At 62.9% G+C, this 15,243-nt stretch carries 14 protein-coding genes; 13 read left to right on the top strand and 1 reads right to left on the bottom strand.

Features of this window, described 5'->3' with window-relative positions; all coding sequences use genetic code 11:
- Positions 1-5: 5 nt before the first annotated feature.
- The 13 genes from ABR989_RS09210 to ABR989_RS09270 all read left to right on the top strand — a co-directional run bounded on the left by ABR989_RS09210 (position 6) and on the right by ABR989_RS09270 (position 14,028).
- Positions 6-2,066 carry a Stp1/IreP family PP2C-type Ser/Thr phosphatase gene (locus tag ABR989_RS09210; protein WP_428127776.1) on the top strand — a complete coding sequence of 687 codons (2,061 nt, stop codon included), beginning with the start codon at positions 6-8 and terminating at the stop codon, positions 2,064-2,066.
- A 27-nt stretch (positions 2,067-2,093) separates the two neighbouring features.
- Positions 2,094-4,472 (top strand): serine/threonine-protein kinase, encoded by a 2,379-nt coding sequence (locus ABR989_RS09215; protein WP_428127778.1) that lies wholly within the window; start codon positions 2,094-2,096, stop codon positions 4,470-4,472.
- A 168-nt stretch (positions 4,473-4,640) separates the two neighbouring features.
- Complete coding sequence (locus tag ABR989_RS09220; protein WP_428127780.1) at positions 4,641-5,510, top strand: FHA domain-containing protein; 870 nt, start codon at positions 4,641-4,643, stop codon at positions 5,508-5,510.
- Positions 5,511-5,526: 16 nt separating this feature from the next.
- Entirely contained in the window at positions 5,527-6,282 is a 756-nt protein-coding gene (locus ABR989_RS09225) for a hypothetical protein (RefSeq protein ID WP_428127782.1), read from the top strand.
- A gap of 165 nt (positions 6,283-6,447) precedes the next feature.
- Entirely contained in the window at positions 6,448-7,353 is a 906-nt protein-coding gene (gene gnd, locus ABR989_RS09230; RefSeq protein ID WP_428127783.1) for a phosphogluconate dehydrogenase (NAD(+)-dependent, decarboxylating), read from the top strand.
- Positions 7,354-7,377: 24 nt separating this feature from the next.
- On the top strand, positions 7,378-8,910 hold the full coding sequence (zwf, locus tag ABR989_RS09235) for a glucose-6-phosphate dehydrogenase (RefSeq protein ID WP_428127785.1): 1,533 nt from the start codon (positions 7,378-7,380) through the stop codon (positions 8,908-8,910).
- 47 nt (positions 8,911-8,957) lie between these two features.
- Entirely contained in the window at positions 8,958-9,953 is a 996-nt protein-coding gene (locus ABR989_RS09240) for a class 1 fructose-bisphosphatase (RefSeq protein ID WP_428127787.1), read from the top strand.
- Between the two features lie 19 nt (positions 9,954-9,972).
- Positions 9,973-10,959, top strand: coding sequence for a glucokinase (gene glk, locus ABR989_RS09245; protein WP_428127788.1), 987 nt, complete (start codon positions 9,973-9,975; stop codon positions 10,957-10,959).
- A 48-nt stretch (positions 10,960-11,007) separates the two neighbouring features.
- Positions 11,008-11,922, top strand: a complete 915-nt coding sequence (locus ABR989_RS09250) for a class I fructose-bisphosphate aldolase (RefSeq protein ID WP_428127790.1) — start codon at positions 11,008-11,010, stop codon at positions 11,920-11,922.
- 38 nt (positions 11,923-11,960) lie between these two features.
- Positions 11,961-12,770 carry an enoyl-CoA hydratase/isomerase family protein gene (locus ABR989_RS09255; RefSeq protein ID WP_428127792.1) on the top strand — a complete coding sequence of 270 codons (810 nt, stop codon included), beginning with the start codon at positions 11,961-11,963 and terminating at the stop codon, positions 12,768-12,770.
- Positions 12,771-12,926: 156 nt separating this feature from the next.
- Positions 12,927-13,253 (top strand): hypothetical protein, encoded by a 327-nt coding sequence (locus ABR989_RS09260; protein ID WP_428127794.1) that lies wholly within the window; start codon positions 12,927-12,929, stop codon positions 13,251-13,253.
- Between the two features lie 86 nt (positions 13,254-13,339).
- Positions 13,340-13,633: a hypothetical protein gene (locus ABR989_RS09265; RefSeq protein ID WP_428127795.1), complete on the top strand. Its 294-nt coding sequence runs from the start codon at positions 13,340-13,342 to the stop codon at positions 13,631-13,633.
- Between the two features lie 194 nt (positions 13,634-13,827).
- Positions 13,828-14,028, top strand: a complete 201-nt coding sequence (locus tag ABR989_RS09270; RefSeq protein WP_423946992.1) for a cold-shock protein — start codon at positions 13,828-13,830, stop codon at positions 14,026-14,028.
- 130 nt (positions 14,029-14,158) lie between these two features.
- Here ABR989_RS09270 and selD read toward each other — a convergent pair whose 3' ends face one another.
- On the bottom strand, positions 14,159-15,232 hold the full coding sequence (gene selD, locus ABR989_RS09275; RefSeq protein ID WP_428127797.1) for a selenide, water dikinase SelD: 1,074 nt from the start codon (positions 15,230-15,232) through the stop codon (positions 14,159-14,161).
- Between the last annotated feature and the right edge of the window lie 11 nt (positions 15,233-15,243).

Raw genomic sequence — 15,243 nt, forward strand, 5'->3', positions numbered from 1 at the left:
TGCGCATGATCACCTGTCCCGAATGCGGCCAAGAGGCATTGGACGGCGCCAAGTTCTGCGATCGATGCGGCCAAGGGCTGTCCAAGGCGGCCGCATCCGCATCGCAGTCGCCGACGCGGCCGACGCCGCTGACGGCGGGAACGTCTTTGAAGGGCGGGATCGAGATAGTCGGGTTAACGGGTCAGACGTCGATCGAAAATCGCTATCGCGCAAAACGCATCCGGGACGGCAAAACGGAATCGATCGCATTGCGCGAGCGCCTCGGCCCGCAACCGTCGGCAGAATCGGCAGAAGTTGTCGATGAAGCTCCGCATCCGGCGGCGCCGCCCGCGCCGCGTCCCGAGGATCCCAATGCCCCGAGCGCCAAAACCGCGGAACTCAGACCGGCGGTTGCGCAAGCCAACGGGACCGCGCCGCCGCCGCAGCTGCACGCCTCGAGTTCGCGGGCGGGAGAGTCGGCGAGCGCGAACGCGTCGGGGGAAGGCGTCCAGTCGGCGGCCGATTTCAGCGCCGATCCAAGTCCCGCTTCCACCGTGATGGCCGGGGGCGCGGCGAATTCATCCGCGGATGAAGCGACCGAAGCAGCGATCGCGGCAATCGCAACCGAAGCTCAACCCAATCCCGAGAGCGACGACGGGGCGCACGAGGATGCGGCGGCGGCGAGCGGCGAGGATCTCGGTGAAGTCTTCGGACGCGTGCTCGCCTTGTCACAGACGATCAACCATCCCGCCTTTCAGCGCGCGACCGAAGGGTTTGCTGAAAAGGGCCGCGTGTACCTGGTTTACGCCGACGAGGAACTCAAGGGGCTTCTGCGCGGTTGCGGGAAAATGACCGAGACGGAGGCGATCGCGGCAGCCATCCAGGTCTGCCAGGCGATTTCGTTTGTGCATCGCCGGGCTCTGCGGCTGAACGACATCTGCCCGGAATCGGTTTCCGTTGCCCCCGACGGCCGGCTCAAGCTCACGGGCCTGGACTACGTCAGCAACGACAATGAGCTTCAGGGTGAGCCAATTTTCAACGACGGCTACACGGCGCCGGAGATCTATCGCGGCAAAAAGGTGGACAAGCGCGCGGATATTTTTTCCGCCGGCGCGATCCTCTACACGTGGCTCACGGGCGCAAGGATTCCGAGCGAGAGCTGGCGCGAAGAGGCGGGTCAGGTTCAGTTCTATCCGCCGCATGTCGTTACACCGCGGCTGGAGAATGCGATCCGCCGCGCGATCGCTTTCAGTCCCGCCGACCGCTGGCCCACCATCGACGAGTTCAAGGCCGAGCTGATCGCGCTGGGTGGCGCGATCCGGCTGCGCGCGGCCGCGATGACCGATGTAGGCCGCGTGCGCGAGCATAACGAAGACTCGGTGCTGGCGGTCGAGTATACGCGCGAGTCGATGATCGATCCGGCGCAGAGCCATTTGTATGTCGTTGCCGACGGGATGGGCGGCGCGGAGGCGGGCGAAGTCGCTTCTGCAATTGCCGTCCAAACGATCCGGAGTTACATTGAATCCCGGCTCGAGGGCGCAGGTGGCGATGCTACCAACGGTGCGGAGCTGCTGACAGCCGCGCTCGAGGAAGCAAATTCCAGGATTATCGAATATGTGGCCAGCCATCCGGAGTCTCGCGGAATGGGTTCCACGGGCGTGTGCGCGTTGGTCGCGCCACCGGATGCGGCCGTGGCCTGGGTCGGGGACAGCCGCGGATATCTGATGGAAGGCGCGACGCTTCGCCAGGTCACAAAGGATCACTCACTGGTGCAGCGGCTGGTCGAAATCGGGCAGATAACTGCCGAGGAAGCGCACACGCACGAGCACAAGAACGTGATCACGCGCTCGCTCGGTGCGCGCCAGAGCGGACCGGCGGGGGCGGAGGCGGTCTCGCTCAGGCTGAAACGCGGGGACAAGCTGATGCTCTGCAGCGACGGGTTGACGGCGCACGTCGATGACCGTCAGATCCATGACATTCTGGGGCGCAATTCCGATCCCTTCGACGCGGCGCGCGAATTGATCGTCGCGGCAAACGCCGGCGGGGGTACCGACAACATTTCCGTGATCGTAGTCTATGCAAGCTAGGTGCGAACGACGCGCCGGCGATTAACGATGTCCACCTCGCCAAAAGATTCATCGCAGCCGCTGCCCGGACCGCTCGAGCCCGGCACCGTGCTGCAGGGCCGCTACGCAATCGAGCGACTGCTCGGCGGCGGCGGGATGGGGATGGTCTATCTGGCGCACGACCAGCGCCTGGCGAACCGCCCATGCGCGATCAAGGAGATGGTCGATCACTTTATCGATCAGGCGCAGCGGATCGAGGCCAACGAATATTTCGCGCGCGAAGCCGACACGCTCGCGCAACTGAAACATCAGGCGATTCCCGCGATCACCGACCGCTTCGAACTCGCCAACCGCCATTACCTGGTGATGGAGTACGTCGAGGGACGCAACCTCGAGGAGGAACTCGCTGCGCGGGGCGAGCCGCTGCCCGAGGGGCTGGTGATCGATATCGCGCGCCAGTTGTGCGACGTGCTCGCGTATCTGCACGGGCTGGCGCCGCCGATAATCTACCGCGACATGAAGCCGTCCAACGTGATGATCCATCCGAAAGGGCGGGTCGTGTTGGTGGACTTTGGAATCGCGCGGCTGTTCAAGGCGGCGCGCAAGGGCACCATGATCGGCACGCTCGGCTTCGCACCGCCGGAGCAGTACCAGGGCCTGGTCGATCCCCGCAGCGACATCTACTCGCTGGGCGCAACGTTGCATTACGTGCTGACCGGCCGCGATCCTGAAAAGTTTCCGCCCTTCAGTTTCCCGCCGGTTCACGAGCTGCGCCCGGCCGTGTCGAGCAACCTGGCCGGCGCCATCGACGCGGCGCTTGCATACGAAGTAAACGGGCGGCCCGGGCGCGTCCAGGAATTTCGCGACATGATGCTCTACGGGCGCGGACTTCCGCTCGACAGCGGTAGCCTGAGCTCGACGAGCGGAACCGGCGACCTGTCGCAGGTCCAGCGGCTCGGTTACGAGGATGAACCGATCGTTTATCGCAAGCCGCGCAGCCGGTTGAGCCGCTCGATCGGTCTGGCGATTTTTCTGATGGTGCTGGCGGGAGCGGCGTTCGGCGGGACGTACATTTATTCAAGCCCGGAACTCCAGCTGCGGCTCGGACTCAAGCCTCTTTTCGACGGACTGCCGTGGAAGCATGAGGAGTTGCTGGCCAAGGCCCGCGAGCATCCGCTCGAATTCTCGCAGATGACGCTCGCGCTCTCGACGCGCGAGGGCGCCGCGCTGGCGCCGCCGCAGGCGCAGTTCAACGACACCGATCTGACCAACGCGCGCTACCTGAAGTGGACCGCAACCTTCAAGAACCTGCTCGCGGGGCTTGAAGGGCGCGACGAAAAAGTCGAGGCGCGCTTTTACGATCCCAGCGGACTTCAGATCGCGTCCAGCGACACCAATATTTTTGTCGGGCCCGCTCAGAAAACCGCCGACTTCACCGGCGTGGCGTTGATGCCGACGATGACCGACAAGGCGCCCGGCACTTACAAAGTGGCGCTCTATTCGGACGACAAGATGCTCGCGCAGGAAGCCTTCATCGTTAACCAGGACGTGAGCGCGAGGAACGCGGCGGCCGCGAGCGAGGCGGCGGCTGCGGCGGCGGCGAAAGAAGAGGAGCGCAAGCGCGACGAAGAAGCGCGCAAGCTCGCGATGATCGATGAGCGCCGCGCCAAGCCCTTGCAGCTTCGCAGCATCGACTTTCTCAACACCACCAAGACCGGTACCGCGCTCTCGGGCGCGACCGAATCTTTCGCCGTGTCGAAGGTGCTGTTCGTCGGCTGGGAGGCCAAGTTCGACAACCGGCTCTACAAGCTGGAGCCCGGCCAGTACCGCGTCGATGCGGCGTACATCGGGCCGGACGGCCGCACGCTGGGCAGCGTCAATGATTTTCAGCCCGTCTCGCCCAGTATGAAGACGGTGACGTTCAGCGGACGCGTCGGCAACTCGCGCGGCGGCGCGTTTCTGCCGGGTATCTACACGGTTAATTTTTATTTGAACGGCCAATATTTCGGCGCGAAAAAATTCGAAGTGCTCGCCGACGCCGCCGGACCATACGCGACGTATCCGGGCGGCAACGGCGCGATCGGCAGCTCGATGGGTGGCAGTTCGGCGTCCTCGGGCAGCATGCTCGGGCCGACGATCGCCACCGGCACCATCAGCGGTCTTCGCAGCGGCGGCAATCCCGAGATGGAGCTTAGACTGCGTCCGCAGCCCAACAACTTCCTGCACGGCGAGCTCGTAATTCATCAGTCACGCTTTGGAATGGCGCCGATCGATGGATACGTCCGCGGGACCCTTTTGAGTTTTTCGGTCGAATACGGCATCGAGACGTATTACTTCGAAGGGCAGCGCCGGAGCGATCAGATCAGCGGCCATTTCGAATCGACGCCGTCGGGAGAGCGCGGCACCTGGACCGCCCAGGCGAACTGAGCAGGGGTGACCCCTGCACCGCAGGGCTGAGCCCTGCACCCAGTATTAAGGCCGCCCGCCGTTGGCGGGCGCGGCCTTGTTAGAACTGGTCGCACATCACGATCGACATCGCTTTGACGGATTTGCGCTTGAACCTGCCCCCAGCACGCGCAATGCTGGGAGTACATCATGGCGAGTAATGTTTCCCGCGAAAAACTTCTCTTCTATGCGGCCGCCGGCGCGCTTGGCGGCTTGGCCGCCTGGGGGCTGTCAGAGCCAATTCTCGGCATCCGCTGGGTTTATGGCCGCGATATCCTGTTCGGTGCGCTGATCGGCGCACTAATCAGCGCGTTTCTCGCCTCGATCGAAACGCTCAGCGTAGGCCAGTTGCGCCAGGCGGCGCGCAGATTCGTGATCGGCGGAGCTATCGGTGCGGCGGGCGGAGCGCTGGGATTGATCGTCGGCGAATTTGCCTTCGACATCCTGGGCGGTCTCAATGGCCGAATTCTGGGATGGGGCGTGCTCGGAATCGCGGTCGGACTCGGCGTCGGATCGGCGTCGGGATCCGCGGCGCGGCGGCGAAATGGCGCTATAGGCGGTCTGCTCGGCGGAGCGCTCGGCGGATTTTTTTACCAGAGCCTGACGAGCACGTTTCCGCAAGCGTTCGGACGAGCGATCGCGATCATCATCCTCGGCGCGCTGATCGGATTCTTCATCGGACTGGTCACCGAGCTGCTCAAGCGCGGCTGGCTGATGGTCGTGCGCAGCCAGAGCCGCAACGCGCGCGAGGGCCGCGAATATCCCCTGCTCAAGGGCGTGACGATTATCGGCCGCGCCGAGGAGAGCGACATCGGACTGTTCGGCGATCAAACAGTGCTCGGCAATCATGCGATCATCCGGCGCGAGGGCAAGAATTTCATCATCAGTCCGACCGGCGGCCAGATATTCGTGAATCGACATCCCGTGGCGGGCCGTTATGCACTCAAGAGCGGCGACCGGCTAGAGGTGGGCGGCACGCTGTTTCTCTTCCGCGAGCGGGCCCAGGCGGCGAATCGATAAGAGGCGAAGCCTGATCGTGGGGAGCCTGCACACCTGCCGAATCGCGCTCCTCGTCACGATCGTTTCGACCGTCACCTCGATGCTCCCGGGATGTGCGACCGTCGGCGGCGGTGCGCCCGCTACGACCTCGGTCCAGACGCTCGAGTACTACCCGTACCAAGTCAAGGGATACCAAAACAGCTATCCCAGAAAGACCATCCTGATCCTGATGCCGGCCGATGCGCGCGATGCGACCGCCGACAGCGCGCCGCTCAATGGCAATCCGGCGATAGGAGTAATCACCGATCAATCCGGCAACATTACGGAACGCCTGTACAGCCCGCCGCTCGGCCCGATCCTGCAGCAAGCGATCGGGCGCTCGGCCGATGAGGCGGGTTTGAACGCTTCGTCGTCCACTGATGTCGCCTACAAGCCTGGCGTCAAGAACACCGCCGAGTATGTGCTCGAGAGCAAGCTTCGGCGATGCTGGGTAAAAAAGCACCGCGCCGCCAACGGCCGGTACGGCCCTGTCTGGCGGACTACAGCCGATTTTGCTCTCGACGTCTCGATCTACAAGCCGCCGTTCAGCGTCCCGTTCTGGACCGGGAGCGCTAACGATACCTACTACGATCCGCCGGTGGGGTCGTTCGGTCTCGGTCCCGAGGATGAAGCCGGTATCTACGACGAGCCGGGGCAGGTATCGTCGGTCGCACTGACGCGCTCGGTGGCGGCGATCTTCCAGCGCCAGGACTTGCGCAATCTGATGCTCGAAGACGACATCAAATCCCGTTAGCCGCGCGGTTCGAGGCGCGGTCTTTGAACAATCGCCGGGGTTGGAATAGCTTAGGTCGAGCGCCGGATAATCAAATGCCGAGGCGTGCGCGGGGAAATCCTTTCCCGGTTCCCGCCGCCTGACCGCAAATCCGGATCGCGTCGTCATCTGCCAAGAGGAAGCACGATGGAAATCGGATTCGTTGGTCTCGGCAAAATGGGCATGAACATGGTCGAGCGGCTGCGGCGCGACAACCACCAGATTGTCGCCTTCGATCTCGACGATGCGAAACTCAAAGAAGTTTCAACGTTCGGCGCCGACGGCGTCAATTCGCTCAAAGATCTGGTCGCCAGACTCGCGCCGCCGCGGGGCGTGTGGGTGATGGTGCCGGCGGGCGATCCCACCGACAGCACGATTAACCAACTGGCCGAATTGCTCGAGCCTGGCGACGCGATCATCGACGGCGGCAACACCAACTTCCACGATGACGTCCGCCGCGCTGCCGTACTCGCCGGCATGAAGCTGCATCTGGTGGATGCCGGCACCAGCGGCGGCATCTGGGGACTCAAGCTTGGCTACTGCCTGATGATCGGCGGCGAGGTGGACATCTTCAGGCGCTACGAGCCGATTTTCAAAACGCTCGCTCCTCCCGGCGGCTACGACCACGTCGGCGGCCACGGCGCAGGCCATTACGTGAAGATGGTCCACAACGGCATCGAGTACGGGCTGATGCAGGCGTATGCGGAGGGTTTCGAGGCGATGCACAAGTCGGAGTACAAGCTCGACTTGCCGAAGATCGCAAACCTGTGGGGACAGGGCAGCGTCGTGCGATCATGGCTCCTGGAGCTTACGGCCGACGCGCTGGAAAAGGATCCGGGCCTCAAGCAAATCAGGGGCTACGTCGAGGATTCGGGCGAGGGCCGCTGGGCGGTGCAGGACGCAATCGATAAGAACATCTCGATGCCGATAATCACCATGGCGCTGTTCACGCGCTTCCGCTCGCGCGCTGACAAGGGCGAAGGCACCTTCGGCGAGAAATTGCTCGCCGCGTTGCGCGAAGAGTTCGGCGGCCACGGCGTCATCAAGGAATAGCAGCGCGAGAGGGGTAAGCTATTTATGGCCGCGCCCGCAAACAGGACCGTCGATCTCAATCACCCGGTCAAGGAACGCCATCACTACGATCCATGCATCGTGGTGATCTTCGGCGGCGCCGGCGACTTGAGCCATCGCAAGCTGATTCCCGCGCTGTACAATCTCTCGCTCGACGGCGAATTGCCCGACAAGTTCGCGATCCTCGGTTTCTCGATGGAGGATCTCGACGACGAGAAGTATCGCGCGTTCGCGCTCAGCGGCATCGAACAGTTCTCGCGCCGCCCGGTCGAGAAGGAACACTGGGCGAAGCTCGCCCCCTTGCTCCATTTCAATCGTGGCTCGTTCACCGAGGCCGCCGACTATCAGAACCTGCGCAAGCGATGCGAGGCGCTCGACGCCGAGTGCGGTACCGAAGGCAATCGTGTCTTCTACTTTGCGATTCCGCCGGCCTTCATCGACACCTGCTCGGAGGGATTGACCGCCGCGAGAATGATTCATCGGCATGAGAAGGGGCATCCGTTTACACGCATCGTGGTCGAAAAACCGATCGGTTCCGATCTCGCCAGCGCCTCCGAGATCAACGCCAAGCTCGCGCGCCATTTCGACGAAAGCCAGATTTTTAGAATCGACCATTACCTCGGCAAGGAAACCGTCGAGAACCTGATGGTGCTGCGCTTCGCCAACGCGATCTTCGAACCTATTTGGACGGCGCGATTCGTTGACCATGTCCAGATTACCGTCGCCGAGGCCGAGGGCGTCGGCACGCGCGCCGCCTACTACGATCACGCCGGGGCGCTGCGCGACATGGTGCAGAGCCATCTGCTGCAAACGCTTTGCATGATCGCGACCGAGCCGCCCAACACCACCGGCGCCGAGTCGGTGCGCGACGCGAAGCTCGACGTGCTGCGCGCGTTGCGCCCGCTCGGCGACGAGGACATCGAAAAATGGGTCGTGCGCGGCCAGTACGGCGAGGGCCTCATCGGCGGCGTGCCGGTCAAGGCCTACCGCGCCGAGGAGCAGATCGCGCCGGATTCGCAAGTCGAGACCTTTGTCGCGCTGCGATGCTGGATCGATAACTGGCGATGGGCCGGCGTGCCGTTCTACCTGCGCACCGGCAAACGGCTGCCCAAGCGCTCGAGCGAAATCGCGATTTACTTCAACAGCGTGCCCCGAATCCTGTATAACTCGAACCCACGCGCTCCCTTGGCGCCCAATATGCTGACCATCAGGATTCAACCCGACGAAGGCCTCGCGCTCCATATCATGTCGAAGATGCCCGGTTCGCAGACCCGCCTCCAGCAGGTCAAAGTTGATTTTCACTACGTGACTTCCACGCCGGAAGCGTACGAGACCCTGCTCAACGACGTGATCGTTGGCGACCAGACGCTCTTCATGCGGCGTGATACGGTCAAACAAGCGTGGACGTTCGTGCAACCGATCCTGGATGCCTGGGGACAGTCGCCCATGGATCCCCCCATCTATGCTGCGGGCTCGTGGGGACCGCTCGAGGCCGCCCTGATGATCGCGGCTGACGGGTGCACCTGGCGAACTCTCTAGCAGGAGAACCCCATGAACGTGTGCAATTTGTCGGGAAGGGATTGCAGATGAGCGGCGGCATTACTCTCGCGCGTCATATCATGACCAAAAGCGCGACTGCGCTGCCGGTCGCGGACCTCGCTCTCATAATGGAGCGCATCGAGCTCATCGCCACGCGCATCACGCGGGAGTTGGCGCTCGCGGGTCTCGACGGGCTCGGCTACACCGGCGAAACCAACGTGCAGGGCGAAAAGGTCAAGAAGCTCGACCAGTGGGGCAACAAGGTTTTCCTCGACGCATTCGAGCATGGATACCCGGTGTGCAGTCTCATATCCGAGGAAATGGATGAGCCGCACCATTACTCATCCAATTGCCGCGACAATAGCTACTGCATACTCTACGATCCCATCGATGGGTCATCTAATACCGACGTAAACGGTTCGCTCGGCACCATTTTCGCCGTCAAGAAACGCGCGCCCAGGCACGGGAGCGGGATCGACGACATCCTCGTCCCGGGAACGAAGCAGGTCATCGCGGGATACATCCTGTACGGGCCGGCCGCGCAGCTGGTGTATAGCGCCGGCGCCGGCGTCGATATCTTCACGCTCGATCGAATTCTCGGTGAGTTCATTCTCTGGAAAGAGAACGTGAAGATGCCGCCGCACGGGTCTACTTATGCGGTCAATCAGGGCAACGCGGGCAAGTGGCACGACGGAGCGCGCAAGTTCGTCGCGCATATTACCAGTCGCAAAGACAAACGCACTAGCTACTCACTTCGATACTGTGGTGCATTCGCCGCCGATTTCCATCGATGCCTGCTCGAGGGCGGAATATTTATGTATCCCGCCGAGGTTGCCGAAGGCGGCAAGCCCAAGGGAAAACTGCGCCTGATGTACGAGCTCGCGCCGCTCTCGATGCTCGCGGAACAGGCCGGCGGCCGCGGCTCGACCGGCAAAGAGCGGATTCTCGAGCTGGCTGCCACCGCGATCCACGAGCGGCATCCGATTTATATCGGCAGCGCCGAGGAAGTCGCGCTCGCCGAGTCGTTCAACGTCGAAGGCTAGAACCGGATCGGGGTTCGCAATGGATGGGCTCATTCTGGCCGGCGATGTCGGTGGAACCAAAACCCAGCTCGGGCTCTTCAACCAATCCGCAGGCACACTCGAAATCGTGCGCGAGCGCCGCTACGCGACCTCGCAGTTCGACAGCCTCGAGGCGGCGTGCGCGGATTTCCTCGGCGCAACCGCGGCGGTGAGCGCCGCCTGCCTCGGCGTGCCGGGTCCAATAATCGACGGCCACGCCCACGCCACCAACATTGCATGGCAACTCAGCAGCGTCTCACTGTCGCGCGCGCTAAACGGCGTCCCGGTTCGCTTGATTAACGATCTGACGGCGATGGCCTACGGCATGGTTCATCTGAAGCCCGCCGAGTTTGCGGTTCTGCATCGCGCGGAAAATCCGCCCGAACATGGCAACATCGCGGTGCTCGCCGCGGGCACCGGTCTGGGCGAATCAGCGCTGGTCTGGGAGGGCGACAAATACTATGCAGTCGCCTCCGAAGGCGGGCACAGCGATTTCGCACCGCACGGCGCGGAACAGATCGAGCTGCTCCGGTTCGTCGCGGGCGAATTTGGACACGCCAGCTACGAGCGCGTCCTCTCGGGTCCGGGACTCTGGAATATCTATCGTTTCCTGAGGCGCGAGAGCCGGGCCGAAGAGCCCGCCTGGCTGACCGGGCAAATCGCCGCGGGCGATCCTTCCGCTGCGGTAAGCGAGGCGGCGCTTAAGGGACGCGATCCGGTTTGCGTTCACGCGCTCACCATGTTTTGCGATATTTACGGTTCCGAGGCCGCCAACTTGGCGCTCAAAGTGCTGGCGCTGGGCGGTGTCTTTCTGGGCGGAGGAATCGCGCCGAAAATTTTGCCGATACTCACCGATGGAGCGTTCGTGCGGGGATTCTTGTCCAAGGGCCGGCTGAACGGGATCCTGAAACGGATCGAAGTCCGCGTCTCGCTCAATCCAGCCGCCGGACTGATTGGCGCGGCCCACTACGCGGCCGCGATGCTGTGATATAGGAATGCAAACTGCAATGACAATCCCGACGGGAGACAGAGGTATATGACCAAGCGAGTTCGAGAGATTCTTGGCTATTACGATTCCGAAAACGCCGGCGTGCGCAGCAACCTGGCGCGGATGCTTAACCATGGCAAGCTCGCGGGCACAGGCAAATTCGTAATCCTGCCCGTGGACCAGGGCTTCGAGCATGGCCCGGCGCGAAGCTTCGCGGTCAATCCGCCCGCCTATGACCCGCGCTATCACTTTCAGCTCGCCATCGATGCGGGATGCAACGCATACGCGGCGCCGCTCGGATTTCTCGAGGCGGGCGTGGCCGAGTACGCCGGCGAGATTCCGCTCATCCTGAAGGCCAACAATCACGACGTTCTCAACGAGGAAAAAGATCCCGCGCTCGCCGTGACCGCCGGCGTGAAGGACGCTCTGCGGCTCGGATGCGCGGCGATTGGACTCACGATCTACCCGGGCTCGACGCAGGAGAAGTCGATGTACCAGGAGGCGCGCGAAATCGGCGAAGAGGCCAAGGTCAATGGACTGCCGCTGGTCCTCTGGTCGTACCCGCGCGGCTCCGGCGTCAGCAAGCAGGGCGAAACCGCGCTCGACGTGGTCGCGTACGCGGCGCAAATCGCGGCGCAACTCGGTGCGAATATGATCAAGGTCAAGCCGCCCACCGCTTTTATCGAACAGGCCGAGGCCAAAAAAGCGTACGACGCCAACAAGGTTCCGCTCGAGCCATTTTCGGCGCGCATCAAGCACGTCATACAGTCGGCGTTCGACGGCCGGCGCATCGTGATTTTCTCGGGCGGCCCCAAGGAAACCGACGACTCGTTGCTGAATACCGTCCGCGGGATCCACGCCGGCGGCGGTTACGGCTCGATCATCGGCCGCAACAGCTTTCAGCGTCCGAAGCCCGAAGCGATCGCACTGCTCGGCAAGGTCATCGACATTTACAAAAGCTGACGGAGCATTCCGCGGCGTACGGTGGTGCAATTGAAAGGATGAAATACAGCGACTACCAGCATCTTCTGTTCGAGCGCAACGACGACGGCATCCTGCTCATCACGATCAATCGTCCCGAGGTTCTCAACGCCACCAACAGCCGCCTCCATTGGGAGTTGAGCCGCGTGTGGCTCGACGTTGCCGACGACGACGAAACCAATGTCGTGGTGGTTACCGGCGCCGGGCGCGCGTTTTCAGCGGGCGGCGACCTCGACATGATTCAGCAGATGGCGGCGAGCGCGGCCAACGTCGGCAAGGCGTGGAAGGAAGCCGGCGACATCGTTTACAACATGATCAATCTCGACAAGCCGATCATCTCCGCGATCAACGGCGTCGCCGTCGGCGCGGGATTGGCGGTCGCGTTCATGGCGGATATCAGCATCGCGTCGGAGGCGATGCGCATCACCGACGGGCATTTGCGCCTTGGCGTCGCGGCCGGAGATCACGCGGTGATCGTCTGGCCGCTGCTGTGCGGCATGGCCAAGGCGAAGTATTACCTGATGACGGCGGATTTCATCGACGGCAAGGAGGCCGAACGCATCGGGCTGGTGAGCCTGTGCGTTCCCGCCGACAAGCTGATGGACAAGGCGATGGAAGTCGCGCGCAAGCTCGCGCGCGGTCCGCAACAGGCGGTGAGATTCACTAAACGCTCGCTCAACAATTGGCTGCGCGTCGCCGGCCCTGCGTTCGACGCATCGCTGGCGCTCGAGATGATGGGATTTTTCAGCGCCGATTTGACCGAGGGTGTCGCCGCCTTGCAGGAAAGACGCCAACCATCCTTTCCGGGATTCGCCAAGCCCAAGCGCTAGGCGGCGCCAAACCCTGGGGGCCGTTTATCCCGCCCCCCTGGCCCGCGAAGGCGCCCCCTGGGAAGAGGATTCGGCGCCTCTGTTGATGTGACGCGGATTTTGAAATAATCTGCGGCGTTTGAAACAACTCTAACCTGAGCGGGGAAGAAAATGCTGATGAAAAAGTTTGCGCTTGCGGCGGCCTCGGCGATGCTCGCGACAACCGTCGCGTTTGCGGCCAGTGCGCGGCCCGCCTACGCCGCCAACAAGGTCGATTGCGACGCCGTGATGAACGAGGTCAACAGCGGCAAGCATGCCAAGGATATCGCCGCAGACCTCAAAATCTCGACGTCGAGCGTCTATCGCTGCAAGAGGAAGGCGAAGGCCGCGGCCAAGGCCGCCACCAAGACGTCAATGCAGGTCAAGCGCGGCAAAGAGGCGCCGGCGGCCCCTGCGATGGCAGCCCCATCGCCCGCGGCGGCAGCTTCTCCAACGACGAAGTAGGAATTTGCGCCTCGATGCGTCGCGGGCCGTCACGGCTCGCGACGCGTCGGTTGCATACTCCGCGCGAATCGACGACGGCTTAGTCGATGCCGAAATGCGAACTGTGCGAGCTGCGTGATTACACGCAGCGCTACGCCGACTTCGTTCACCCCTTCAAATTTACGATCCTTGATTGCGATTCGTGCGACACTCCCATGGCCGTCCTGGGAGACCATCGCGCCGTGCCCACCGACCAGGAGCGCGAATTCATGATCGAGGCGCTGTCACTGATCGCGCGCGCGAAGTACGGCGCCGACAAATTCGGCATCGACGGCGTAATGCGCCAGATTCCCGATCACTGCCACATGCATGCCCGCCCAATTCGCCGCTGGCAACATTAGCTGCTGCACCGCCCCGTTCTCGATCCCCAAACATATTACGGCGAGATTTCGTGTGTGTTGCCTATTTGGTAAGCGCCGCATCTTGTGCTATATGCGCGCCGTTACGGCGTGTTGCTCGGGGAAGCGCGTCGGCGGCGGGAGAAGGCCCCTGAGGGGGCGCTCCGGCTGGTTCCCTTCAGGAGGTATGGGGGAAAATGGCTAACGGGACTGTTAAGTGGTTCAGCCCGAAGAAGGGCTACGGCTTCATCACGATGGAGGACGGGCAGGAAGTGTTCGTTCACTATAGTGCCATCGATGGAGCAGGTTTCCGCTCGCTCGAGCAGGGGGAGCGCGTTGAGTTCGAGGTCGCGCAAGGGCCCAAGGGATTGCAGGCCTCAAACGTCAACCGCGGATAGGGCGCGCGCGGGGAGATCTCAGGAGAAAGGGGGGGACGGTTCGACTGCCGATGACCCGGCGCACGACGCGTGCGAGCCGTTGCGGCGTGCGACCGAGGCGATCCAGCTGATAAAGCGGGCTGGCCCCTGCTCAGACTAGCTCGATCGGGTGTTCGCGGCGAACCGTGACGTGGCCGACGATCGCGGCGTCGCGATGCCCGCAATTCTGAAGCTCCGCGAGCAAGGCAAGCGACTGCTTGTCGGGGATCGCGATCAGCAATCCGCCGGAGGTCTGCGGATCGAAGGCAATCGCCGCAATCTCGTCGGAAACTTCGTCGGAGATGCGCACGCTCGGCGCATAGTACTCGCGATTGCGTTCGCCGCCGCCGGGAATCATTCCGGCGCGGCATTGCTCGATCACTCCGGGCAGCAGCGGCAAATCGGATTCCTCGAACACGATCGTAACGGCGCTGCCCTCGGCCATCTTCAGCGCATGACCGACGAGACCGAATCCCGTGATGTCGGTGGCGGCGTGAACGTCGTACTTGAGCATCGCGGAGGCGGCCGCGGCGTTGAGCTGCGTCATCGAGCGGACCGCCGCCTGGTATGGCTCGTCGGCCAGCTTGTCGCGCTTGAATGCGGTCATCAGGATTCCCGTGCCGAGCGCCTTGGTGAGCACGAGCGCGTCGCCAACTTGCGCGCCGACGTTGCGCACGATTCGGCGCGGATCGATCACTCCCGTGATAGCCATCCCGAATTTCACTTCTTCGTCGGCGACGGTGTGACCGCCAACGACTACGACGCCGGCCTCGCGCGCTTTCTCTGCCGCGCCGCGCAGGATTTCGGCGAGCATGGCCCCGGGCAATCCGGTTTGCGGCCAGCATACGATGTTGAGCGCGGTGCGCGGCACTCCGCCCATCGCATAGACGTCCGAGAGCGCGTTGGCGGCGGAGATCTGTCCGTAGGTGAAAGGATCGTCCACCACCGGCGTGAAAAAATCGACGGTGTTCACGATTGCGAGATCGTCGGAAAGACGGAACACTCCGGCGTCGTCGCCCGTGGAGATTCCGACGAGCAAATCAGGGTGGCTCGGCAAATCGAGCCGCGCGAGGACTGCGGAGAGGTCCGCCGGACCGAGCTTACCGGCTCAACCCGCAGCCTTGCACCGCGCAGTCAGGCGAATGAGGTCGCCCCGCGAGGGATTGTTGTCCTTCGGTTTGGACATCGCGCCTATTG

The organism is Binatus soli (SeqCode), assembly GCF_050015535.1.
In the GTDB taxonomy this organism is placed as follows: Bacteria; Desulfobacterota; Binatia; order Binatales; family Binataceae; genus Binatus; species Binatus soli.